At 36.4% G+C, this 24,472-nt stretch carries 21 protein-coding genes and 2 pseudogenes; 19 read left to right on the top strand and 4 right to left on the bottom strand.

Translation table 11 applies throughout. The annotated features are described in order from the left end of the window. Positions 1–154 precede the first annotated feature (154 nt). The 12 genes and pseudogenes from AC0VX1_RS22445 to AC0VX1_RS22390 all read left to right on the top strand — a co-directional run bounded on the left by AC0VX1_RS22445 (position 155) and on the right by AC0VX1_RS22390 (position 14,706). Positions 155–967 carry a cupin domain-containing protein gene (locus AC0VX1_RS22445; RefSeq protein ID WP_475469099.1) on the top strand — a complete coding sequence of 271 codons (813 nt, stop codon included), beginning with the start codon at positions 155–157 and terminating at the stop codon, positions 965–967. Positions 968–1,246: 279 nt separating this feature from the next. Next, the gene (locus AC0VX1_RS22440) at positions 1,247–1,957 is read left to right on the top strand and encodes a DUF421 domain-containing protein (RefSeq protein ID WP_475469097.1); all 711 of its coding nucleotides are present in this window, start codon (positions 1,247–1,249) and stop codon (positions 1,955–1,957) included. A gap of 448 nt (positions 1,958–2,405) precedes the next feature. Further along, positions 2,406–2,809 (top strand): annotated as a pseudogene (locus tag AC0VX1_RS22435) (GNAT family N-acetyltransferase). Positions 2,810–3,135: 326 nt separating this feature from the next. After that, positions 3,136–4,338: an IS110 family RNA-guided transposase gene (locus AC0VX1_RS22430; protein WP_475469038.1), complete on the top strand. Its 1,203-nt coding sequence runs from the start codon at positions 3,136–3,138 to the stop codon at positions 4,336–4,338. Positions 4,339–4,995: 657 nt separating this feature from the next. Next, entirely contained in the window at positions 4,996–5,748 is a 753-nt protein-coding gene (locus AC0VX1_RS22425) for a DeoR/GlpR family DNA-binding transcription regulator (RefSeq protein WP_264639536.1), read from the top strand. Between the two features lie 548 nt (positions 5,749–6,296). Further along, a complete protein-coding gene (locus AC0VX1_RS22420) occupies positions 6,297–7,277 on the top strand; it encodes a substrate-binding domain-containing protein (protein WP_413010289.1) in 981 nt (326 codons plus the stop codon). Between the two features lie 80 nt (positions 7,278–7,357). Beyond that, positions 7,358–8,923, top strand: coding sequence for a sugar ABC transporter ATP-binding protein (locus tag AC0VX1_RS22415; RefSeq protein ID WP_475469094.1), 1,566 nt, complete (start codon positions 7,358–7,360; stop codon positions 8,921–8,923). An 80-nt stretch (positions 8,924–9,003) separates the two neighbouring features. Then, positions 9,004–9,906, top strand: coding sequence for an ABC transporter permease (locus AC0VX1_RS22410; RefSeq protein ID WP_225988884.1), 903 nt, complete (start codon positions 9,004–9,006; stop codon positions 9,904–9,906). A gap of 55 nt (positions 9,907–9,961) precedes the next feature. Then, positions 9,962–10,588, top strand: a pseudogene (locus AC0VX1_RS22405) (glycoside hydrolase family 32 protein); the annotation flags it as partial. A gap of 36 nt (positions 10,589–10,624) precedes the next feature. Next, entirely contained in the window at positions 10,625–13,009 is a 2,385-nt protein-coding gene (locus tag AC0VX1_RS22400) for a glycoside hydrolase family 32 protein (protein WP_475471860.1), read from the top strand. Between the two features lie 116 nt (positions 13,010–13,125). After that, complete coding sequence (locus AC0VX1_RS22395) at positions 13,126–14,091, top strand: carbohydrate kinase family protein (RefSeq protein ID WP_475469092.1); 966 nt, start codon at positions 13,126–13,128, stop codon at positions 14,089–14,091. 432 nt (positions 14,092–14,523) lie between these two features. Then, a complete protein-coding gene (locus AC0VX1_RS22390; RefSeq protein WP_475469090.1) occupies positions 14,524–14,706 on the top strand; it encodes a hypothetical protein in 183 nt (60 codons plus the stop codon). 176 nt (positions 14,707–14,882) lie between these two features. Here the strand turns inward: AC0VX1_RS22390 and AC0VX1_RS22385 are convergent, their stop codons facing one another. Then, positions 14,883–16,466: a vanadium-dependent haloperoxidase gene (locus AC0VX1_RS22385; protein WP_475469088.1), complete on the bottom strand. Its 1,584-nt coding sequence runs from the start codon at positions 16,464–16,466 to the stop codon at positions 14,883–14,885. A gap of 255 nt (positions 16,467–16,721) precedes the next feature. On the opposite strand from AC0VX1_RS22385, the gene AC0VX1_RS22380 reads away from it, so the two are divergent. Both AC0VX1_RS22380 and AC0VX1_RS22375 read left to right on the top strand, forming a co-directional pair. Continuing rightward, positions 16,722–17,105: an HTH domain-containing protein gene (locus AC0VX1_RS22380; RefSeq protein WP_471798705.1), complete on the top strand. Its 384-nt coding sequence runs from the start codon at positions 16,722–16,724 to the stop codon at positions 17,103–17,105. A gap of 381 nt (positions 17,106–17,486) precedes the next feature. Then, positions 17,487–17,729, top strand: a complete 243-nt coding sequence (locus tag AC0VX1_RS22375) for a hypothetical protein (protein ID WP_475469086.1) — start codon at positions 17,487–17,489, stop codon at positions 17,727–17,729. Positions 17,730–17,869: 140 nt separating this feature from the next. Here AC0VX1_RS22375 and AC0VX1_RS22370 read toward each other — a convergent pair whose 3' ends face one another. The 3 genes from AC0VX1_RS22370 to AC0VX1_RS22360 form a co-directional block, all read right to left on the bottom strand. Then, positions 17,870–19,234, bottom strand: a complete 1,365-nt coding sequence (locus AC0VX1_RS22370; protein WP_475469084.1) for a TrkH family potassium uptake protein — start codon at positions 19,232–19,234, stop codon at positions 17,870–17,872. A 170-nt stretch (positions 19,235–19,404) separates the two neighbouring features. Continuing rightward, the gene (locus AC0VX1_RS22365; protein WP_137019625.1) at positions 19,405–20,061 is read right to left on the bottom strand and encodes a potassium channel family protein; all 657 of its coding nucleotides are present in this window, start codon (positions 20,059–20,061) and stop codon (positions 19,405–19,407) included. A gap of 177 nt (positions 20,062–20,238) precedes the next feature. Then, positions 20,239–21,396: a cation:proton antiporter gene (locus AC0VX1_RS22360; RefSeq protein ID WP_475469082.1), complete on the bottom strand. Its 1,158-nt coding sequence runs from the start codon at positions 21,394–21,396 to the stop codon at positions 20,239–20,241. 739 nt (positions 21,397–22,135) lie between these two features. Between AC0VX1_RS22360 and AC0VX1_RS22355 the strand changes: the two genes are divergently transcribed. The 5 genes from AC0VX1_RS22355 to AC0VX1_RS22335 all read left to right on the top strand — a co-directional run bounded on the left by AC0VX1_RS22355 (position 22,136) and on the right by AC0VX1_RS22335 (position 24,209). Continuing rightward, the gene (locus AC0VX1_RS22355; protein WP_230162721.1) at positions 22,136–22,459 is read left to right on the top strand and encodes a PadR family transcriptional regulator; all 324 of its coding nucleotides are present in this window, start codon (positions 22,136–22,138) and stop codon (positions 22,457–22,459) included. A 1-nt stretch (position 22,460) separates the two neighbouring features. Further along, complete coding sequence (locus tag AC0VX1_RS22350; protein WP_475469079.1) at positions 22,461–22,838, top strand: DUF1048 domain-containing protein; 378 nt, start codon at positions 22,461–22,463, stop codon at positions 22,836–22,838. Positions 22,839–22,856: 18 nt separating this feature from the next. Then, the gene (locus tag AC0VX1_RS22345; RefSeq protein WP_475469078.1) at positions 22,857–23,201 is read left to right on the top strand and encodes a DUF1048 domain-containing protein; all 345 of its coding nucleotides are present in this window, start codon (positions 22,857–22,859) and stop codon (positions 23,199–23,201) included. A 292-nt stretch (positions 23,202–23,493) separates the two neighbouring features. Beyond that, complete coding sequence (locus tag AC0VX1_RS22340) at positions 23,494–23,700, top strand: DUF4181 domain-containing protein (RefSeq protein WP_475471859.1); 207 nt, start codon at positions 23,494–23,496, stop codon at positions 23,698–23,700. Positions 23,701–23,894: 194 nt separating this feature from the next. After that, positions 23,895–24,209, top strand: a complete 315-nt coding sequence (locus AC0VX1_RS22335; RefSeq protein ID WP_475469076.1) for a hypothetical protein — start codon at positions 23,895–23,897, stop codon at positions 24,207–24,209. Positions 24,210–24,472 lie beyond the last annotated feature (263 nt).

Genomic DNA, 24,472 nt, shown 5'->3' with positions numbered 1-24,472 from the left:
AATTTTATAGTTGAATACTAATGTTTGGTCTTTGTTCAACAATCGGGCTATTTAATAAAACAAGTGGATTTTAGCTAATATGACCTGAATGATAAGTACATTCCCTTACCAAGTGCATAGGGTAATTTTATAAACTGTAAAGGAATTGAGAAAAATGTACTATGTTCCCTATATGTATCCGTATCAATATCTTGATTATGTTAATGTACCAATGTATAACTATGGAAGACCGTCAGTTTACTGGAATTTTCCTAATGAGTTAGAGTATGCAAACAGATATGATTCTTTTCGCTCTTCCAACAGTAATGGAAGTGTTTTTTTAACAGATTATGGACCAAATCCATTTGTCGTTAATATCAATGAAGCAACGAAGCAAAACAATACCTATCGCACTGCTTTATGGACAGGAACACATTCACAAGTTACTTTGATGAGTCTGAACGTTGGCGAAGATATCGGTTTGGAAATACATCCTAATGTTGACCAATTCTTACGCATTGAACAAGGCCAGGGCATTGTTCAAATGGGCACGAATAAAGAAAATTTAAACTTTGAAAGAAATGTCTATGATGATTCTGCAATAATGATACCTGCTGGTACATGGCATAATCTAATCAATACAGGTAATATTCCTCTTAAACTTTACGCAATATATGCTCCTCCTAACCATCCATTTGGTACTGTTCATGTTACCAAAGCAGATGCATTTGCTGCGGAAGACGGTAATGGCAATGGAAAAACAGTTGGCAGGACTCCCGATGAATGGATACAGCACACGGAATTTTTGGTAAAGGAAGGATTAGAGGATGTTAAAAGAGGAATAAATTCTACACACATTCTTCAAGAATTTATTCTAATGGGAGTTCTTGTAGGGAAAGGGTATTCTCCTGAAAGAGCATATGAAACAGTAGAAGAATGGGAACGTACAGGAGAATCCAAACTTCTTCAGCAAAGCAAAAATATGTAGAAATAGAGTGAAAACTATCATGATTGCAAGCTGAGGACAGTTCCCTTAGCCCTTTTAAAGACCACGAGTAGAATCAGAATTATCATGGTGAACCGATCACAAATAGAAATTGTTATTAATAATGAATATATCGAAAAGTTAATATGAAATATACTAATATTGAGGACAGGGAAACCTGTCTTTTTCTTATATATCAAGAAAGCGGTTAATACAATGTGAAATAAATAAAAAAATCAAGGATATAATATGACTAACAATAGATAAAATCGGGGTGGGAAAATGCCTGAACATATCGAAGTAATTTTGAGGTCAATTACCTCTTTCAGTTTATTACTAATTGGAACAAAAATATTAGGTAAACAAACAATATCTCAAATGACAATGTTTGATTTTGTTGCAACAATTTCTCTAGGAGCTATTGCAGCGAATTTAGCCTTCAATACTTCTATTAAGGTACATCATACAATTATTGCATTTACTATATATATAGCAATTATTTTCCTGATGGCACTTATTTCATTAAAAAATAGCAAAGGAAGAAAATTTCTGGCTGGAGATCCCACAATTGTGATGCAAAATGGAAAAATATTAGAAGGAAACATGAATAAAATGCGATATACATTGGATTATTTAAATCAACAACTAAGGGAAAGGGATATTTTTAACATTGAAGAGGTTCTATTTGCCATAGTTGAAACAAATGGAACGTTAACAGTACTAAAAAAGCCGCAATTTAGGAATGTTACAAAACAGGATTTGATGATTGCAGTAATGCCTGAACAGAAGTTACCTATTGAACTTATTATGGATGGAGAAATAATTAAAGAGAATTTAGAACAAAATAATATAACGTTTTCATGGTTAGAATCAGAGTTAATAAAACGTAATTTATTAAAACATGATGTTGTTTATGCAGTACTGGCTGCCAATGGTAATTTGTATGTTGATACAGTTAGGGATCATATTCATTCCCCTATTGATAAAGAATAATTATTAATAGGGATGACGGAATCGTGTGAGAATAAAAATATTTCTAGAAGGACTCTTTCAAAGCGCTGGTCTTGTATTTTATTTATTGTAACTATTTCAAAATCCCTCAATTATTCTCTCCCAGTACTATTTGATGGTTAGAAGAAACTAACAAATTATTGTTTAATAACGACTCTATTTTTAAGTACTGTTGAAAATACTCACAAGTATATTATCGTTGGATTTTTGTTGTGATTTATCTGTTAAGAAGTAGCATCACAGAGTTTGTGTCAACTCTACAATAAATCTTATAGAACTAACGGGTGCTTTACTTCCATAAGGGAGTTGCTTCAGCAGCTCTTTTCCTTATGAGCTAAAGGGACAGGCTTACAGAAGGGAATATGTGGATATCACCAAATTATATGTTTATATAAAGCTGTAAGATACAAAAATTCAAGGAGGCAATCGTATGGAAAGAACTATACTTTATACAATAGAACCCCCTGAAAATTTTAAGCAATTACTAACCTTATATGAATCGGATGGAATTCACTTAAATTAACAGTTAATGATTTGAAACAAATGTGCAATCAAAGTTGGTATGCAATTTATGCTTTTGATGAACAACAGTTAGTGGGTATGGGACGTGTTATTTCCGATGGTGTGATTACTGGAATTGTATGTGGAGTGTGTGTACTACCAAACTACCAGTCCAAAGGAATTGGCAAAGAAATGTTGAATCGAATAATTGAACATTGTGAGCAAAATCGAGTAATTCCTCAACTTATGTGTGTAGAAAGTTTGAAATCATATTATGAAACCTTTGGATATGAGAAGTTTACCATTGGAATGACAAAGAATATAAATCGTTAAATTTAATTTGCTGTCTAATTAACGTATGTTTAGTTAAATAAGGAAGGTTGCTTCGGCAACTTTTTTCACTAACGGGTGCGTTCGTATTATAAGGTTGACCAGTAAAAATTACTGGTTGACCTTTTTTTAATAGAATCTATTATATCAGTAGCCAGGGTAGGACGTACGGGTGCGTGGGACTTGATCCCGTGAACTAAACTGTTCGCCCCCTACTTGTAGAAACATGTTTGAGGCTGGTTGGGACGTGGATCTCGTATAACAAGCGAAGCTATGACACTACATGGAGGACTAGGGGTACTGGTAAATAAGTGGAGGAGGAAAAAGCAATGAATCCAGTTGTTGGTCTGGATGTAGCAAAAGGAGAGAGCCAAGTTCAGGCATTTTTAGATCAATCTAAACCGTATGGGAAGAGCTTTTCAATGAAGCATATCAAAGAGGAATTAGATCATTTATTAGACTTTTTAAAAGAGATTGAAGTGGTGACAGGGCAGATGCCTATGGTCATTTTAGAATCTACAGGGCATTACCATACTCCTGTTATTCAATACTTGGAGGAACAAGGGATTCTATATATCTTACTAAATCCGATTATTTCTTATCAGGCAAAGAAGACCAGTTTACGAAAGGTAAAAACAGACGCAATCGATGCGTACCAGTTGTGTGTGCTGTATTACAAAGAGGATTTTGAACCTCATAAAATTAGAGGAATTCAGCTTTTAGACCTTCGGAATTTGTCCAGACAACAGGAAATCGTAACGAATATGTATGTGGAAGCTAAACTTCAGTTTCACACCATTTTAGATCAAGTGTTTCCTGAATACCGGAAGGTTTTTGGGGATCTATATTCGAAGGTTTCTTTATTGATGTTAAAGGAATATCCTACTTCAGAGGCTGTATTAACAGCCGGAGAAAGTAGACTAGCAGAGAGTGTTATAGAGTTCTGTCCTAGCCGATCCGGTCAATGGGCATGGGGAAAAGCAAAAAAAATAATGGACTCCGCATCTCGGAATCCATTTCAAAAAAACGTGTATGAAAGTCACGTAATCAATCTTCGTATGTATATTGAGTTGCTTTTTCATTACCAGGGACACCTTTCTGATTTGGAAGATCGTATAGTGGCCCTGGCAAATGAACTGGAAGAATATAAGATCATCCAATCGATACCCGGTATCGGTGAAAAAATCGCAGCCACGATTATCTCTGAAATTGGTGAAATCGATCGGTTTAATCATCCGAAAAAACTGGTTGCCTTCGCTGGAGTAGATCCAAGTGTTCACTCATCGGGTAAGTTTACAGCAACCATTAATCGTATTACAAAAAGAGGTTCGAGCAGACTACGTCATTCTCTGTATCTTGCCGTACTATGCGGCATAAGAAGTTCAAGGAACAAAAAGCTTAAAGCATTCTATGATAAGAAAAAATCAGAAGGAAAACCTGCCAAAGTGTCAATCGTTGCCTGTATGAATAAGTTGCTTCATTGGATTTACGCTTTATTAAAGAGAAAAGAAATGTTCCTAGATTTAGCCTAATTAACGGTTTTGTGAAACAGAGAAAAATCCTTCCAAAAGGGTTTTGGAGGGTTATTTGTCATGAACAAAAATAGTATATCATAAGGGAAAAGAAAATTTCAGAGAAAGATATTGACATCCTATTAGCTGGTTTAGATGAAGATCGGAGCTGTTTTTAAGGCAGCTTTCTCTATGCATTTAAGGTGGGAAGATAATCCTGTAACAAAAAAATACATATATAACGATATTTGGTAAAAGAGGAGAAGGGTGCTTTAATCATCTTGGTTATTTGTTTCTTTTCTGGAATTATGGCACAAGTGATTGACCCTGGAATAACAACTTTTCGTGTATTGATGATATGTGGAATCATTATATCTTTCTCTTAGGGAGAAAGGACTTTGGAGAAAATCATCTTTAGGTCTTAATATATTTGTTGGTTTAGTTTACTTTATGGCTGTTGAATTAATGAGAATAATATTCCAGGGGAACGGATTTTAAATTGTTTATTCAACAAACAGGTGCGTACTTCATTACCAGGAGCTGATCAACAGCTCCTTTTTCTTATGGGGATACCCTATAGTTCTCACATGTCACTGCAAAATTCTATATACTAAAATTAATTAAACTAGAATACACGAAGAACCTTTAAATAGTAGTTTAATACGAGGAGGAGATATCATGCTTATTACGGAACGGCATCAATTAATTCTAAAGCTATTAAAAGAAAAGGGGAATGTTAAGATTCATGAGCTAGTAGAATTAACAAATACTTCAGAATCTACTTTGCGTCGTGATCTAGATCAATTAGAAAAGCAGAACTACTTAAAACGTGTACATGGTGGAGCTTCACTTTTACATAGTAAACGAGACGAACCAAGTGTGTTTGAGAAAATAACGCAGAACCTTGAGGAAAAAGCTAAGATAGCAAAATATGCGGCAGAACTAATTTTGGACGGCGACTGTGTTTATCTTGATGCTGGAACAACAACGTATCAGATGATCAAACATTTAAGACAAAAAGATATCGTTGTCATTACAAACGGAATTGATCATTTAGATGCATTACTTGAAAATGAAATATGTACATATTTTATTGGTGGGTTTGTTAAAAAGATTACCAAAGCAACAGTTGGACGTTATGCATACGAAAGTATAAAAAAATACAGATTTGATAAGTGTTTCATGGGTGCGAACGCTATTCATTATAATTTTGGATTGACTACCCCAGATCCAGAAGAGGCGCAAATAAAAGAAAGAGCCATCTTTTTGTCACGTGAGGCCTTTGTATTAGCAGATCATACAAAATTTGGAGAAGTATCATTTTCTAAGTTTGCAGATTTAAACCAGACGAAAGTTATTACGAATGAAGAAGGTACAATAACGCTAGGAAAATATAAGGAGAAAACGGAGATAATTATTGTGAGGGACTAAAAACTAAATTTGCTATCGTTGAAGGAAAGCTGGTATTCAAAATGTCTGATTCAGACATTTTGAATACCAGCTTTTTTGAAAATTCTGAAATTATTTTATTGGAAATTTTCCTCTTTGTTTTATCAATATAATAAAGAATGCTTGATTTATTGTAATGTGGCCAATTAACAATGAGGGAAAATCTGCTCCATGTATTAAATATTCCATTTGGAACGTTTAATATATTATGTTATCAATATATTTTTTGTAATAATTGGAACCGTTGACAATTACAAACAGCTCTAATATAATCAAAATCAATCAAAAACAATCAAAATCAATCAATTATAATTCTAATGTGTAAAGGGTAATCATATTGTTTTACAAAGGATGAAAGCGTTATCAATAAATAGTCAATGTGAAAAAACTATCAAAATCAACCATACTTCCATTGTTTCAACCAAAAATATTCATTTAAGGAGGTGATCTAGTTTAAGAGATTGGGAGCGTTAACAATTTCTCGTTCTGCAGCTAATTATTTTCATCTTCAAAAACTAGGGGGGACTTATATGGTGAAATATTTAAAAGTAATAGGAATGCTAGTTTTGGCGTTTGTAATTGCCGCGATGACGGCATGTAGTGGGGCTAGTGAATCATCAAATGGATCAACAGACGGTAACGAAGGACAAAAAGGTAACAAACAATTAACAATCGGTGTAGCGGTAGGTAGTTTAGCAAACCCTTTCTTCGTCTCCATGGCTAAAGGTGCTGAAGAAGCAGGAAAAGAATTAGGTGCTGAAGTTCTAGTTGAAAGCGCTGAATATGATTTAGCCAAACAAGCAGCTCAAATTGAAAACTTTATTACGAAAAAGGTAGATATCATTCTTTTAAATGCTGTTGATACAAAAGGAATTGCGGCAGCTGTTCAACAGGCCAAAGCGGCTGATATTCCAGTAGTTGCTGTAGATACCAATGCTGAAGGTGGTGTCGATGCCACTGTTACTTCAGACAACTATCAAGCTGGTAAACTGGCCGGAGAATATGTGATTGAACAATTAGATGGAAAAGGAAAAATAGTCATTATTGATGGACCTCCTGTTTCGGCTGTATCTGATCGTATTCAAGGATTTGAAGATGCAATAAAGGATTCCGAAATTAAAGTTATCGCGAAGCAAAATGGAGAAGGGAATCGTGAAAAGGCATTAACGGTGATGGAAAGTATTTTACAAGCTAATTCATCAGGCTCTATTGACGCTGTATTTGCGATTAATGATCCAGAAGCAATTGGTGTTGAAATTGCTCAAGAGCAAGCGAATCGTAAAGATGAATTTTTCATTGTCGGAGTGGACGGTGCTCCTGAAGCTACAGAAGCAATGGCAAAGGAAGGAAGTACAATTGCCGCAACTTCAGCTCAGTCACCGAGTAACATGATCAAAAAAGCTGTTGAAATCGGAATGAAAGTGAAAACTGGTGAAGAAGTTGAGGAGCTTATTAAAGTTCCAGTTGAGATTGTAACTCAAGATACATTAGATTCTTACCAAGGTTGGTAAGAATCTTTCAATAAATAGGCTGATAAGGATTCCTCCTTTAATCAGCCTATTCAAATCAATATAAGGGGTGAGATAAAGGTATGGCTGTGAATGAAATGTCCCTTAAAGGCCAACAAAGTCTAAAAAAGCCAGTGTTGAATATGGAAGGGATTGGTAAGACATTCTCGAGTGTAACCGTGTTGAACAATGTGAGAATTGAACTTTATCCAGGTGAAGTACATGCATTAATGGGAGAGAATGGCGCTGGAAAGTCAACTTTCATGAAAATCCTCGCAGGCATTCATACACCTGATGACAATGGTGGGAAAATCTACTTGAAAGGTCAACCAATTTTATGGAAGGACCCTACTGATGCAAGGAACAAAGGAATTAGTGTTATTCATCAGGAGTTAAACCTTTCTCCTAATTTAACAATAAGTGAAAATATCTTAATGGGCTCCACCTTTCCTAGAAATGGTTTAGGAATGGTGAAATGGGATAAGGTCCATGAACGTGCCCAAGAGGTGTTGGATTCAATGGGGTCGAATCTAAATCCACGCCGATTGGTTTCGACCTTAAGTGTTGCTCAACAACAAATGGTCGAGATCGCCCGAGCATTATCCTTTAATGCAGAGGTACTCATAATGGATGAACCAACCGCCTCTTTAACAGATAAAGAAATAAAAAAGCTGTTTGAAATTATTGATGATTTGAAAAAGCAGGGAGTTGCCATTGTATATATCTCTCACAGAATGGAAGAAATCTTTAAAATTTCTAATAGGTTCACTGTATTACGTGACGGCGAATGGATTGCAAGTGGGCCGATTGAAGAGACAAATCCTGATCATCTCGTAAAGCTGATGGTAGGACGAGATTTAAAGGACTTGTTTAATCGGTCAAAAGCCTTTGGCAAAAAAAATCCAAAGGAAGTTTCACCTGTACTTGAATTGAAAAATGTTTCTGATAACACAATTGTTAAGAATGTATCTTTAAAAATTTACCCAGGTGAAATTGTTGGTTTAGCGGGGCTTGTTGGTGCTGGCAGAACAGAATTGGTTAGGGCCATTTTCGGTTTGTCCGAGTTGAAAAGTGGCGAAATATTGGTTGATGGTCAATCTGTTAAAATCAATTCCTCAATAGATGCTATTGCTAATAGGATTGCACATGTACCTGAAAGCAGGAAAGAACAAGGGTTATTTTTATCAATGTCCGTAAAAGAAAACATCATAATGGCTGAATTGAAAAAACACGCTAAAGCAGGAATTGTTAGTTGGAAGCAAGCAAATGAAAGCGCTAACCAATATATTGAAGACTTAAATATAAAAATAGCTTCCCCAGAACAGCAAGTATCAAACTTAAGTGGTGGGAATCAACAAAAGGTAGTGATCGCTAGGTGGTTATCAATTGCACCAAAGGTATTACTACTTGATGAGCCAACACGAGGGGTTGATATAGGTGCCAAGACTGAAATCCACAAGATTGTTTCAAAGCTTGCTGATGAAGGATTGGCCGTTTTAATGATATCATCTGAACTTCCTGAAGTATTGGGGGTAAGTGATCGAATACTTGTCATGAGTGAAGGAAGGTTAACAGGCGAGCTTTCGAAGGAAGAAGCTACACAGGAAACGATTATGCGTTTAGCTACCATAGGGGGGAGAGAGAAATGAGAGGGAATACGCAAACTATTATACATTCACAACGCCTAAATATAGGAAATGTCCTTTATTCTTTATGGAATAGGCTTGGCATGATCATGATTTTATTATTATTGTGTGTAGTACTTTCATTTACAGCACCAAATTTTTTAGATACAGCCAATTTATTGAATGTATTAAAACAAGTTTCCATTATTGCTATTTTAGCTGCTGGGATGACAATCGTTATTTTAACTGGTGGTATTGATTTATCAGTTGGAGCAACAGTTGCTCTATCTGGCGTTATCTCAGTCATGGTCTCTTCTGCAGGAGTTAATCCTATTATTGCGATGTTATCAGGCGTACTAGTAGGGTATGCAGTAGGACTGATTAATGGTTTTCTTACAGCCAAAGCGAAGTTACCAGCATTTATTGTTACACTAGGCAGCTTCACATATGTTCGTGGACTCGCTTATGTCATTAGTGGCGGTTATCCAATTGTTTTACAAAACGAAACATTTAAATTCATCGGTGGTGGAAGTATTTTCGGAATCCCCACTCCTATTTATATCATGTCTTTAGTATATGTCGTGATGTTTTTTGTTCTTAAATATACGATGTTCGGTCGTCATATTTATGCGATTGGTGGCAATGAAGAGGCAGCTCGGTTAACTGGAATTAAGGTTGAAAAGTCTTTAATCAATGTGTATTCGATTAGTGGTTTACTTGCTGGTTTAGGAGGAGTCGTTTTAGCGGGAAGGTTGTTTTCTGGACAGCCAACTGCTGGTCAAATGTATGAATTAGACGCAATTGCTGCTGTTATTCTAGGAGGAACAAGTTTAACAGGTGGAAAAGGGAAAATAATAGGAACAATTATTGGGGTTTTAATTATGGGGGTAATCAGTAATGGGTTAACTCTAATGGATGTCAACTATTATTGGCAGTTAGTTGTAAAAGGTGGAGTCATTGTAGCAGCCGTTCTATTAGATCGATTGCGCGGAAATAGTCCAGCATAACGATCACATGTCATTTTAGATTTTAAAAAAGGGATGTGAAATAAAGGTGAAGAGGATTATTAGTATTCTACTAATATGTTCAACTGTCACTTGTTTACCATTTAATCGTGCATATGCAGAAGATCCTGGGTATTATAATGAACCATACCGTAATCAATTTCATTTTTCTCCTGAAGCCAACTGGATGAATGATCCGAATGGTATGGTTTTTTATAAAGGTGAATATCATTTGTTTTATCAATATCATCCGTATGGAACGACATGGGGACCGATGCATTGGGGGCATGCTGTCAGTAAAGATCTTGTTAATTGGGAGCATTTGCCGATTGCTTTATCGCCGGATGAAAACGGCCAGATTTTCTCGGGGAGTGCTGTTATTGATTGGAACAATACAGCTGGCTTTGGAAAGGAAGCAATGGTTGCCATCTTTACGCATTCAGGGGATAAGCAAGTCCAAAGTATAGCGTATAGCTTAGATAAAGGAAGAACTTGGGAAAAGTATAAAGGGAATCCCGTAATGCCAGACCCTCCTTTACAAGATTGGCGCGATCCTAAAGTATTTTGGCATGAAGAATCAAACCAATGGGTTATGTCGTTAGCGGCTAAGGATAAGATCATGTTTTATACCTCACCTAATTTAAAAGAGTGGGAGTATGCAAGTGAATTCGGCGAAGATGGTGGAATACAAGCAAATAGCTTAGACAGAACTTCTTATAGCATGTCATCCCAGACAGGTGAATCATTTAGCTATGAGGGAAATATTACGCTTAATGAGAAGAATGGGAGAGAAGGGGCAGGAGGTTTAGTTTTTCGGTCAGACAGGAGTGCAAAGAACGGCTATGTTGCGAGCTTAGATGCCAAAAACGATGTCATAACATTAAGTAAGAATGTAGATGGAACAAACGAGGAAATTGCGAGAAAACCTTTTACCCTCAAAACTTCAACTACCTACCATGTTAAGGTGGAAACAGATGGGGACCAAATTCAAGTCTCTGTAAACGATCAATCCGTTATAAAAAAAACAGATATAGAATTCGATTATGGATACTACGGATTGTCAGCGGGGAATTCAACGGCTGCCTTTCGAAATGTGGAGTTCAAGAATACATCTAACTTTGAAACCAATTTATCAAAATGGACAGATGTAAACGGTAGCTGGGAGAACACGATGGATGGAAAAAGTGGAACCTCTACGGGGGATGCTTTTGTAATGAGTGGTCAAACAGGGGATAACTTTTTTTATGAAGCAAACATTGAGATATCTGGGGAAAAAGGCGGCAATGGAGCCGGCTCGCTCGTTTTTCGTGCAGATCCTCATGCAACAAACGGTTATATGGCGAATATCGATGCTTTAAACGATACAATGAAAATCATGAAAATCGAAAATGGAGACATATCCATTCTAGCTGAAAAAACAATAAATCTAGATACAGATAAAAGGTACCATTTAAAAGCAAGCACTCATGGAAAAAATATTAAAATTTTTTTAGATGGTAATCTCATTCATGATGTAAATGATTCAACTTTTTCGTCAGGACATTTTGGCTTAAATGTTTGGAATTCATCCACGTTATTCCAAGATGTTCAAGTTGGTAAGAACATCATGACAGATGAGAAGGAAATTATTAATCATGATTTTGAGACAGGTGATCTAACTGGGTGGAGTACAATCGAAGGTAATGCTTTCACAAAAGATCATGTGACAAATGTACCATCTTACTGGGGAGGGGATTTCGGCCACCAAGGAAACTACCACTTATGGGGGTTTACTGATCTACAAAAGGGAGATGACGCAACAGGTGAACTGCACTCCTCATATTTTAAACTAGGTGGCTCTGGAGAAATCAGCTTTCTGTTGGGCGGTGGTAATGATATCAACACCCGTTATGTTTCGTTAGTGAGAGCCTCTGATGATCAAGAATTAATTCGACAAGCCAATACCAAATTTAAAGAAGAAAAATATCAAAAATACGTCTGGGATGCGTCTAAATACATTGGAGAAGTGTTATATATTAAAGCTGTAGACCAAGCTACAGGTGGTTGGGGTCATATAAACATGGATGATGTTAATGTTTATAATGAAGGGGCAATGCCAAATGAAGTAGACCAAGTTGCCAAAGAGCCTGAGAAAGACGATTCGAAAGAAAGCGGCATCCTTACAGACTGGTCTGCTGTTTCTGGAGAGTGGATACCTTCTACTCATGGTAGTAACGGAGGGATTTGGGAATGTCCTACTCTCATCGAATTACCAATTGATGGTGACCCTTCAAAAACAAAATGGGTACTACAGGTAAGCATTAATGATGGCGCTCCTGCAGGCGGGTCAGGTATGCAATATTTTGTAGGTACCTTTGACGGGAAAACGTTTAAAAATGAAAACCCTTCCGATCAAGTGTTATGGACTGACTACGGGGCAGATTATTATGCCGCAGTTGATTGGAGCGGAATTGAAGGGAAGAATGGCGAAAAATATTGGATTGGCTGGATGAGTAATTGGCTGTATGCAAATCATACACCAACTTCGACTTGGAGAAGTTCAACGACATTGCCAAGAAAGATGGAGCTAACTCAGACAGATGAAGGTTTACGTTTAAAACAAACACCGGTTTCTTTAAAAACCATTCGAGATGTGAGTGAAAAAATTTCATATAAAAATAAAGTCATATCTGGTGAAAGTAATCTCCTATCCAAACTATCAGAAGATACATTTGAAATGATAGCTGAGTTTGATGTAGATGATATAAAAGCAACTGAATTCGGCTTTCAAGTTCGTAAAGGAGCAACTGAATATACGACTATTGGCTATGATGTTGCCACCAAACAATTATTCGTAGACCGTTCAAATTCAGGAAGCTTTGATTATGGGAACAATGTGGTCGGTAAGCATGACGGACCGTTACATGCATTAAATGGGACTGTGAAAATGCATATTTTCATTGACCGATCTGCTGTAGAAGTGTTTGGAAACAAAGGTGAAACGGTTATTTCTGATCAAATTTTCCCAGATCCATCAAGTAAAGGATTACAAATTTATAGCAAGGGTGGAGAAGTTACATTAAAGTCTTTGAAAATATACCCTTTAAAGAGTATATGGAAAAGATAAAGACTACATTTCAATCCTATTAAAGATGGGTTGATAGTGAGAGTTTATGAAGGCTGTCGAAAATGTTCGATAGCCTTTCATTTTACCTAAATCACAAGAATGGAGATGTAATGTAAATGAATAAAACAAACCGCGCAGTCATATGCGTTGGGGAGCTTTTGATCGATTTTTATTGTACAGATATTGATGTTAATTTAATGGAAGGTAATCATTTTCTAAAGAAAGCCGGGGGTGCACCAGCGAATGTCGCAGCTGCTATTTCAAAGCTAGGTGGGGAAGCGAGTCTTATTGGAAAAGTAGGAAATGACCCATTTGGATTATTTTTAATAGAAACGATAAAAGAGGTGGGGGTTGATACATCTATGATTGTTACTGATGATTTGACACCAACTACTTTAGCATTTGTTTCTTTACAAGCAAATGGTGAAAGGGATTTTGTATTCAATAGAGGAGCGGATCGAAATTTAACAGAGGATAACTTATACCTAGATAGATTAAGTGGTGCAAAGATCATTCACTTTGGATCTGCAACTGCATTTCTGGAAAACCCTTTTAAAACAACTTATTTAAAGGCAATGGAATTTGCACAAAAAAGGGGGATCTTTCTATCGTTTGACCCTAACTTCCGCCATGATTTATGGAAAAATAGAGTGGCTGAATTTATTAGTTTAGCCAGAAAGGGTATATCAATGGCTGACTTTGTAAAAGTAAGCGAAGTAGAGCTTGAACTAATCACGGGAAAAATGGATAAATATGATGGAATAGCAATGCTCCATCATTTAGGGGCAAAAATAGTGGCTGTTACCCTTGGATGGGAAGGCACTCTTCTTTCAAATGGAAGTGGAATGAGTGTAATAAACAGTGTCGAAGTAAATTCAATTGACTCAACTGGTGCTGGTGATGCATTTGTCGGTGCTGCTTTATTTCAATTTGCAAATCTTGAGTCCTATGACACAATTCTTAGTGATTTTAGTAAACTTAAAGAAATCATTCTTTTTGCAAATAAAGTAGGTGCCGTCGTGTGTACGAAGGTAGGAGCGATTTCTTCTCTACCAAACGAAGAAGATATATATAAGATTTAGTCGACATCGTATTGTTTCGGATTGTGAAAAAATCGCGGTAGGAGGTCTAGGTGCATCGCGATTTTTAGAGGAATCCGAAGAGGAACTGATGCTCATGTGATTACAAAGCATATACAAGACGGAATCATTAGACAACATTCAATACCGAATCCATACGGAAAAGTCAAAACATATTCATTTACCGAAAAGGTAAGTATGTAACTGCGTCTTTAATTAAATTCATCAATATAAAATGTGATGGAGGAATTGTTAGATAATAAAAGGTTAATTTAAATGGAGTGATACTCCTTCAATTTACAAAGATGTGAAGGAATGTACTTCAACTAACGGGTGCGTTAGCTGAAGATCGGAGCTGTCTTTTAGGCAGCTTTTTCTAATGGAACTATCAGGATTGTTGAAGAAGGAAAATAGTTATAAAAGGAGGTTTTTGAAATGAAGATAAAGAGAAAAATTTTTTTTATTACATCCGTTATCATTTTATCATTTCTTGTAGTAGCTATTATTTTAAACTCTATCTCGCTTGAATACACCCAAAATGCTTGTATTGATAACAATAAGACACCAAAAATCGAGCAAGATTTTTTAACATTAAATTGGTCTGTTTCTTGTGAATAACACATACTACCTTGTTTCGTTAACGGGTGCAAGAGTTGAACAACGAAGCTGTTATTTTGGCAGCTTTTCTCATGGTGAAGCGGAGGTAAAAATTGGTTGGCAAATCTGAAGTAAATCAAAAAGGACACAAAGCTAAAAGACACCAAGTTTAAAGATACAGGGTGTCTTTTATTTTCTCAGATTGTTATCTTTGTCCCATCAAATTTTGTGAGAGAGAATCCTTTGAAAAACTCGTTATAGGTTTTTCTGTAATCCCTCATTATCCCAATGGCCATAGATTCTCCGAGCATAATTCCATCGAAATAATCGTTGCGGTAGTGAATACCACCGAACGACCGGCCGATGGAAATATTTGATGCAAGTTTATTTAGTTCCCCGCCTATCGTAAGCGGCGGACCTTCGTAAGGTATGAGGGAAAGACCATCGGAACTGGCAACAACCGGATTGGGGATTACAAACGATTCATTAAAGTAGGCCTTCAGTATTGTTACCATTGCTCCAATAAGTGCTGAATGACCGGAAACATAGGATGGATGCGCAGGAGCTCCTTCTGCATATGCCTGAGGTAGCAAATAGGTGCCGAATTTATTAAAAGTTTCGGCAAGTGCTTCCGAATTCAGAATTACCGGATTGATCGGGTAATCAACACCCGATTTCTGATTTTGAATTCGGCCGCCGAATTCCTCCGGACGGAGACTGCGATGGACCAGCCATTTTTGGAACCAAACTGCCTCAAGAGCCGGACGCGAAGCTCTTGTCACAAAGTCCAAGATATGCGGTGGTCCAAAGGTAGTGAAACCAACCTGGGTTGCAGAGTTAAAGTAAGGATTGGACGGATCCAAAGCTTGTCTGCCAAAACTGAGCAAAATGTAACAAGCAATTAACCCGCCATCAATGGAACTATCCCTGTGTATCCATTCTCCCAAATCCCGGCCATTTCGAATATAGCGAGGTAGGGGGTCAAAACGATTTGGGGTAGGAGGACTGGAGCCGTTTTGTACAGTCAGCCAGTCGTCGTAAGAAGTTAGATGGTCGTCCCCAGGAACAGTGGTACGGTATCGCTGGATAATTTTAGTTGAAACAAAAGGGACATCTTTCCATAAAAATTGTGAAATATATGGCCCTGTTAAGTCGCCTTGAAGGTTCCCTCGGAATAAGGTACCTGTCGTGACTAGTCCATTCTTTTTCGGTCCCCGAAAAACAGGCAGGCTGGAAAGTTCTTTTGCAGCATCATTTGTTAATGGGTCTTGATTATATATATTGAAAGGAAAATCCCGTGCCAATGCTTGCCAATAAAGCTCAACCATCTCTCCAGCTATTTCAGCACTGCTAAAGGCTGGTGGTGCAGGAATAACCAATTGGTGACTATCAAGTCCGACTAATTCGAATGCATAAGCACCCTGTGGATTTACTAGTTTAACAACGCCACCCAGTGGAATCTTCTCAAAGTCGTTAGGGTCTCCTGTTTCCAATGCTTTTAAATATTTATTATAAGCTTGGATGTTTACCTCGCCTAACTGATTATGCGGAAATGCTTTTGTATAACTGGCAATTTTATTTGGATACCTATCTTCATCCCCATTACAGGGATGGTGAACTAATGGCTGATTTTTATAGAATCTCGCAGCATCCTTACGAATATCAAATGCCTCCTCGCGTCTTTCAGCAGGAGATAAGGGACCGAGAAGACACGAATTTTTGTCCTTAGCACTTTTGTCATTTTTCATTTTACATTCATCCATACTTTCTTCGTTATCCATTTTTAACACCTCCATTTGATAACTTATTCAAAAGTTAAATGGAGGATTGGACAAACTAACAAATAGATTGGATATGATTTGGAGTGGTTTTTGAATCATCTTGTGAATAAAAATACTTAAACTATAGGGTGCTTTAGTTCATTAACAAGGGTTGCTGCGGCAGCCTTTTTCTTATGGCACTAACGGGGCAGGATAGTTTAGTAATCCATTGGGTTAATTGGTAAAATGCTATTATAGATTGGAGGCAATTATATTGTGAAAATAGTTACATTAGAAGAAAATATTGCGAAGTTGAAAAACATATACAAAATGTCAGATGATGTAATAAATAAGATTTTCTATACTAATCACAAAATGTATCACACTCATCCAATAGAAATGAGTGCCTTTTTAACAGCTGTTGATTTTGATGAAGAACAAAGATTATGTAGTATTATAGAGGGATTGCATAGAGACATAGGATTAAGTTATGAGACGTTGGCTGCATATTGTGAAATAACTACGGAAGAGTTGGAAGAATTCTTGAGAAATCAAGAATCCTTAACCGATAAGAAAAAGTTTAAAATAGCTGTTAGAATAATGTTTCTGCATCATGTTTTGAAAGAAAAATATCCGACTGAGGGTAATATAGAAGATTAAACTTCTCTGTCCTTATAGGAGAAGTTATTAATGAACTAACGGGTGCGTTAGTTTAATAAATTTAATTCAGGTCGATTCCTTAACTTAGAAATCGGCTTTTTTGATTTCGGATAGTGTCATAACTTAATAGATAGGGTAACGCTTGTCCAAACACTTGCATAATATATAAATAAGACGTGAGGAAGCACCTGACGTCACCTTAGACTGACTATTGTCAGTCTTTTTTTTGGAAGAAAACTTACCCAAAACTTAAAAGTTATGGAGTGTTTCTTGTTCAACTATAGGGGCAGGTTAGTTCATTAACTTCCAGTTGTTAAGAAACTTTCTCTTGTGTCTATTCGTATAGTTATTTAAGCATTATGAAAAATGGGGGGGAAGAGTTTGGTTTCAAAAAAGGAAATTACTTCAAGAACAGTGCTAAATATATATGGGGTTTTCGCTGTTCTTGCATTAATATTATCAATTTTTACGACTCCTATTTCTATAAACGAAAACATGCAACTTTTTTACAATGAAGATTTAAAGCTGGAAGCGAAAAAGGTAAAGGAGTTCTTATTTTTTATTTTTGGTTCTGCTTTAGTTTACTTTTCCTTAGTAAATCTTTATTACAAATATATGAAGTGATAGAGATTCTCTAACTAACGGTGCTTTACTTCATTGACCTGGAGCTGATCAGTAGCTCCTTTTCTTATGGAACTAAAGGGGCAGTTAGTGGAATAAGTCACAAATAAGAGAGCATAATTATATGCTCTTTTAATTAACATTTATCCAATTAAGATTTTTTCTTCTGCATAACGAATTTTTGATTTATCATTTGAATGAATAGCAATTGCAAACGCCATTGTCAGAGGTCCAATCCTACCCACCAACATCATAATTGTAACCAAAATACGACCAATAGGGCTCAGTTCCCCAGTAAAACCAGCACTTAATCCAACTGTACCAAAAGCAGAGACCGTTTCAAATAATATCTTGGACATGTCAGCCCCTTTTTCTGTTATCGTGAGTAAAAAGAAGATTATAAAAATAAATATTACCCCTGAAACAGCAATTGATAAAGCTCTAAAGACCTGAGATTTTGGAATTCTTCGTTCAAAAACACTTATATCTTCCTTATTGGTTATGACTGACCATAGGGCAAAAAGTAACAAAGCAAATGTCGTTACTTTTATTCCACCCCCTGTTGATCCTGAAGCTGCCCCGATAAACATTAATCCCATCATATATACTTGAGAACTTAATGTAAGTTGGCTTATATCGACTGTATTGAAGCCAGCCGTACGGGGGACAACACCTTGAAAGTAAGCTGCCCACCATTTATCCACTATATCCAACGTTCCTAATGTAGCAGAATTATTGAATTCTAAGCCAAAAATGATAAAGGTACTTACCACATTTATCAGTAAGGTAAATAATAACGTAATTTTGGTGTGTAGAGATAACCTTTTTATTTTTGAATTTTTCTGTCCATATATATCTGTGATTACAAAAAATCCGATTCCCCCAAGCATAAACAACAAAGTAATAGTAAGATTTATAGTTGGGTCCCCTACCCACTTACTCAAGCTATCAGGTTCTAAGCCGAATCCTGCGTTGTTAAAAGCCGAGATAGAATGAAATATTCCATAATAAACTGATTTTCCCCAACTCATTTCCTGTGACCAGCGAATGGCGAGAGCAACAGCACCTATGGTTTCAACAATTAAAGTAATGATAATAATTCGTTGAACTAGTTTGATTACCCCTTGTACGGTAAACGTGTTCAAAGACTCTTGAAGCAATAACCTTTGTTTCAAGCCAATCTTTTTCCCTAAGATAATAAACATCAGTATACTACTGGTCATAAACCCCCAGCCACCCAATTGAATAAGAATGAGCAAAACAATCTGTCCAAACAATGTAAAAGTGGTACCAGTATCCACAACTGCTAATCCCGTTACACAAACAGCAGAAGTAGCTTCAAAAAGGGCGTCAATTAAACTAAGATGATGCCTGTCTTTAGTAGCCGCAGGGATCATTAATAAACACGTTCCAATAAAAATTAACCCTGAAAAACCAAACAATAGAATGTGTGCTGGGTGAAGTTTAATAATGTTAAACCGACGGTGTTTTTTACTTGTATGTAACATAGTCATCTCCATTTTCTAAGGAATTATATCGTCCAATCTAATTTAATTTATCCCTTGGCACTTGAACTTGAATTAAAGGGGTAGGGTTAAGTAAAGATCATAATAGAAAGGATATATAACCCTTGTAGCCTACTGACAACAAAATCTTAATGTGTTCAGCAGGACAACTGTTATTCTATACTTGAAAATCTGGCTAGATCCTCTTTGTCCCCAATCAACACTAATAAATCTCCTTTAAGAATAATCTGATCTGGAGATGGGGATATGATAATATCTGCTCCTCTTAAGATGGCAATGGCACTGATATTATATTTAGCACGAATATCAAGTTCCCGCAGACTTTTTTCAGCCATTCTTGAAGGGATTACTATTTCCTCTATATTGTACTCTTTTGACAGTTCAATATAATTCAACAAATTTGGTGATAAGAGCTGATTTGCAACGCGTTCTCCCATATCTCTTTCAGGATAGATAATCCAATCGGCCCCTACTTTGTCTAAAACCTGTCCATGTTGCTTACCTAGAGCTTTCGCGATTACTTTTTTTACACCCAGCTCCTTAAGAAGTAAAACGGTTAAAATACTGGACTGCATATCGCTCCCAATTGCTACGATTACACAATCAAAATTGCGAATTCCGACATCTTTAAGTGTTTGCTCTTCTGTTGTATCCGCCACGACTGCATGAGTGACGTATAATCCAGCATCTTCTACTCGTTCTTCATTAACATCAATTCCTAAAACATCCTGTCCGGCCTCTTGTAATCTTCGAGCTACACTAGTACCAAATCTTCCTAAACCAATTACTGCATACTGTTTTTTTGCCACTTTTATCTCACTCCCTACATAAGATTACCCAATCATTACTTTTCCTTTTGGATGACGGATAGCATCCGGTTAATACCTCATAGTAATTCCAAATGCAACTGAATGTAACTGTTAAAAGTCCTAATCTCCCTCAAACATCTTGAAAATAATGAGTTCGCGACGAATAGGGGGAAATTTTTATTTCACGCCGACAAAAGCGACTACTTTTTTTAGTGTCGTTCCCTGAACTAATAGAGAAAATACAACATTGCTAAATGTCATTGCTAAAAGCAATTCTCGCCCTTCAAACCCCGGTGTAACACTTAATATAAGAGCAATAGAAAGAGAACCTTTTAATCCTCCCCAGGCAATTACATGCTTCCAGGAAGTAGGGATGTTTTTATCAAAAGCAAGACTGATATATACGGCAATAAATCGAGCCAAGAGTACGATTAAAATACTCCCAATAATTAACCATCCTTTATCTAGAAAATTAATACTACTGACTTCTAACCCCACCAATAAGAAAATGAGTGCATTCGAGAGGAAGGCAACAATTTCCCAAAAGGAATCCATTTTCTCGTGTGTCAGGTCAGACATCCCGATATTTTTCCCATATGTCCCGAGGATTAAACCAGCTGTCACGACTGCGATCACACCTGAAACATGAAAATGTTCCCCAAGATCAAAAGCACCGTAAAAGAGAACCATCGAAAGTCCGATTTCCACCAAATAATTGTCGATTTTGGACGTAATACGGGAAGCAATAAATCCGCATACTCCACCGATAAGGATACCTCCAATGACTACTTTTACGAACTCAATAGAAGCCTCAAAAGTGCCTGTTAGACTTAAAACGGTGGTCACAAGTGCAATTTTAAATAATACAACGGCTACTCCGTCATTCGCTAAACTTTCTCCTTCAACAATAATGGTTAACCGTTTATTCAAGCCCATAGCCTTGAAAATACTAAGGACTGAAACAGGATCGGTGGCAGCCATCAATGCTCCAAAGATTAGTGCTTGCTGTAGAGAAAGGTTCAGCAGAAAGTACATTAGAAAAGAAACGATTAAAAACGTCAAGAATGTTCCAACAAATGATAATAATAGGATAGGCTTCTTATTCCGGTTTAGTTCCTCAATCGGAAGTTTAAGCGATGCATCTCCTAATAGAGCTGATAAAAAGATTAAAATGACTGTAGTTTGGAATACAGAATCAGTTGCAGCATAACTCTTGACCTCAGACAAGCCTGGAATAGGTAGGATTCCTATTATCAATCCAACAATAACAAGAAATGTAGGATACGGTTGTTTCATTTTTTCTGCGATAAAAACAATCCCTACCGCGATAGCCAATAAAATGATCCAGTATGTAATCAGATACTTATTCTCCCTTCAAATGATGCATATTACACCCAATGACGGCCGTATAACATACCCTTTATTTACATTACTCAGGTTTCGTATAATAAAACCCAACTGTTTTATTATGTTTTATACAAATCAAGTTTGGGATAATTGTTAATAAGGGACATAAAAAAAAATAAAGTGTCCGGAAAAGGTCACGTCCTGAACTAAATAAATGCATTTCAATTAGACGGTAATTTTTTAAAAGACTATTTTTTAGGGGCATTTTCTTTAGGGTTCTTAATTTTATTATGCACACACCTACCACTACCACAGGGAACATCCAAGTATTGATAAGATGCGAGTAAATCCAATCATACATAATTCCCACCTCTGTATTTGTTGTTTTCTATAGTATCTTTTTTTATAACGTTATCAATACTCATATACATGAGTAGAGTACCCAGGAGATACCGCAAGAATGCAGGATGGTTGGCCAAGAAAAGATTGTTACGGAATAAATCCAAAAGTACTAAATAAAACTTTCTTAATGAACTCCCTCAGTTAAATAGATAATGCTCACGAATACCTTTTCTTACTCCGCATTTACAGCAAATCCTTTTGTATCTTTTTAAATTTATAATTTTTTTAATGCACACTTGACACCCTCTCTACATAGTATTACAATATACCAGTACTTAGCAATACTGAATATCTATATAACTTATTAGCTTAGGAGGTGTATGCTATGGAAAATTTAACAGAAATGCTCAAAGGTGTGTTGGAAGGTTGTGTGCTGGAAATTATCAGCCGGGGAGATACTTACGGCTACGAGATTACCCGCCGCCTCAATGAAATGGGCTTTACAGAGGTTGTTGAGGGTACGGTCTACACCATTTTGGTACGACTGGAAAAGAAAGAATTGGTGAATATCGAGAAAAAGCGTTCTGAAATGGGTCCTCCTCGCAAATTTTATTCATTAAATAATGCGGGACACAAGGAACTCGAACACTTTTGGGAAAAATGGAATTTTGTCTCATTAAAAATTAATATCCTAAAGGGGGAGAAATAATATGAAGAAATTTATAGACCTAATCATTGGCGATTTAGAAAGCAAGAAGGAATACAAAGCATTTATGAAAAAAGTAAATTCCCTACCGAAAGATTACGCCTTTGTGTTCAAAAAGATTCAAAAGTATATGTGGAATTTCGGATATGGATTTGGTGAAGAAATTATCAATTTGTATGAATTGTTTGAAGCTAGTGCAGCAGAAGGCAAGCATGTGCTAGATGTTACCGGTGAAGACGTGGCGGCATTTGCCGACGAATTGATGGCTCTCTCAAAACTAGATGGAGAATCGGTGAGTATATTAGGAGGGCAAGTAGATTTGAAAAAAGAAATTGAGAGTAGAGTTGAAGAGCAAGTAAAAATATGGACGAATAAAAAATAAGGTAGGAGGTTAAATACCATGGTAAATTTCATCAAAAAGATACTTGACGACAAAAAAGAATACAAAGAAATGATGGCGCGTGTGGAAGCTTTGCCAGGCGACTACCCAGAAACCTATAAAAAAATCTGCAACTATATGTGGGGTTTCGCCTCTGGAAGTGGCATGGATATGCTGAGAATCCAGTACGATCTCATTGATTTGTTTGAAGCTGGTGCGGCAGATGGCAAAGACGTATTGGAAGTGACAGGTGAAGACGTGATAGCATTCGCCAATGGACTTACCGACCAAGCGAAAAGATGGGATGATAAGTTACGCAATAATTTGAACAAAAGCATTCTGAATCGTGTGGGTAAGAAAAAATAAGCGTTGAACAACCCAACTGAATAGCTTTTTTGAAAACAGGTTGTTCAGTTATATTTTGAACAAGTAAGTAGTATAACTGATTATCTGTCAGGCTAATAGATAAACCCAGTTGCAGGCGCTACTGCGCTGTGAGCACGTGCCCTCAGCTTTATATATAGGGGTCCTGCCGACAAAAGCCGATAATATACGTTAAGCAAATTCCAACCTAAAAAAGTCGAATTCCTGTACGCTAAGGAACCGACTTTTTAATGTGGCTTGTTAAGCTAACGCTACCGGTTACTTAAGTACAGTAATTCACGATCTAGTTAAAAAATACTGTTTATCAATATGGTTTGTTGATAATCCTATCTCCTGGCTTATTGGCTACTTTCTTATTTCATTAAGTTTTCGTGCTTTCATGGAATGGAAATATAAAAGAGAAGAAAAAGAATATATCTTAATTTTATACTCTATGTTTATTTACCTTTTTGTTTTGGTCCCAGGCTTTTATTTAATTTAATATTATATAAAAAAAACAGCCTCAATAAGGACTTTTTTTACTGTGTCCTTAATGAACTAACGGGTGCTTAGCTCAATAACAGGGGTTGCTGAGGCAGCCTTTTTCTTATGGCACTATCGGGGCAGGATAGTTTAATAAGGGTGATGGTTTTTTGTGGTAAAATAAGTAGTAAAAGGATAATTGGGAGGGTGACTATGGAGGGGTTGGAAATATACGATTTTTTAAGATTAGTTTTTATTACTTTTATAATTAGTTTAATTGTAATTTCTAGTATTTTATTGGTTCAAAAGGAACGAAGTAACCTAGTTAATGGATTCACAGTTAGTATTACTTCGATAATTTCAATAATTGTTTCTGGTATTAATCTTATCATTATGGGGTACATAGCTGATGAATTAAATTTAGCAGGAGACGTTATTTCCTCATATATGTTTCTTATAATTTTAGGGTTAAGCATATTTAATTTGTTTATTTACTTGAAAAATAAAAACAGTATTATTAGTGCTTAATAAATTCTTAAAGTATCAGGTGTTTTACTTCAATAATGGTGTTGCTTTTCGAGCTCTTCTTCATATGCAACTGATATGAACGAAACTGTCAACCCACCACACCCAAATGTTTTTAAATGGTGCTTCATTCAGCTATGAATAGAGTTGTTCCTTGTTCAACTTATAAACCAAATATCCTTTCGGATTTAGCTTGTCAAGGGCGTACTTTCCCTTGATAAGCTAAATCGAAATGGATACAATTCTAAAAGTTGAACAAGGATAAC

It is taken from the genome of Peribacillus sp. QJM3NY_7 (genome assembly GCF_056173225.1).
The sequence above is the reverse complement of the archived record's forward strand: the minus strand, read 5'-3'. Positions and strand labels throughout refer to the sequence as shown.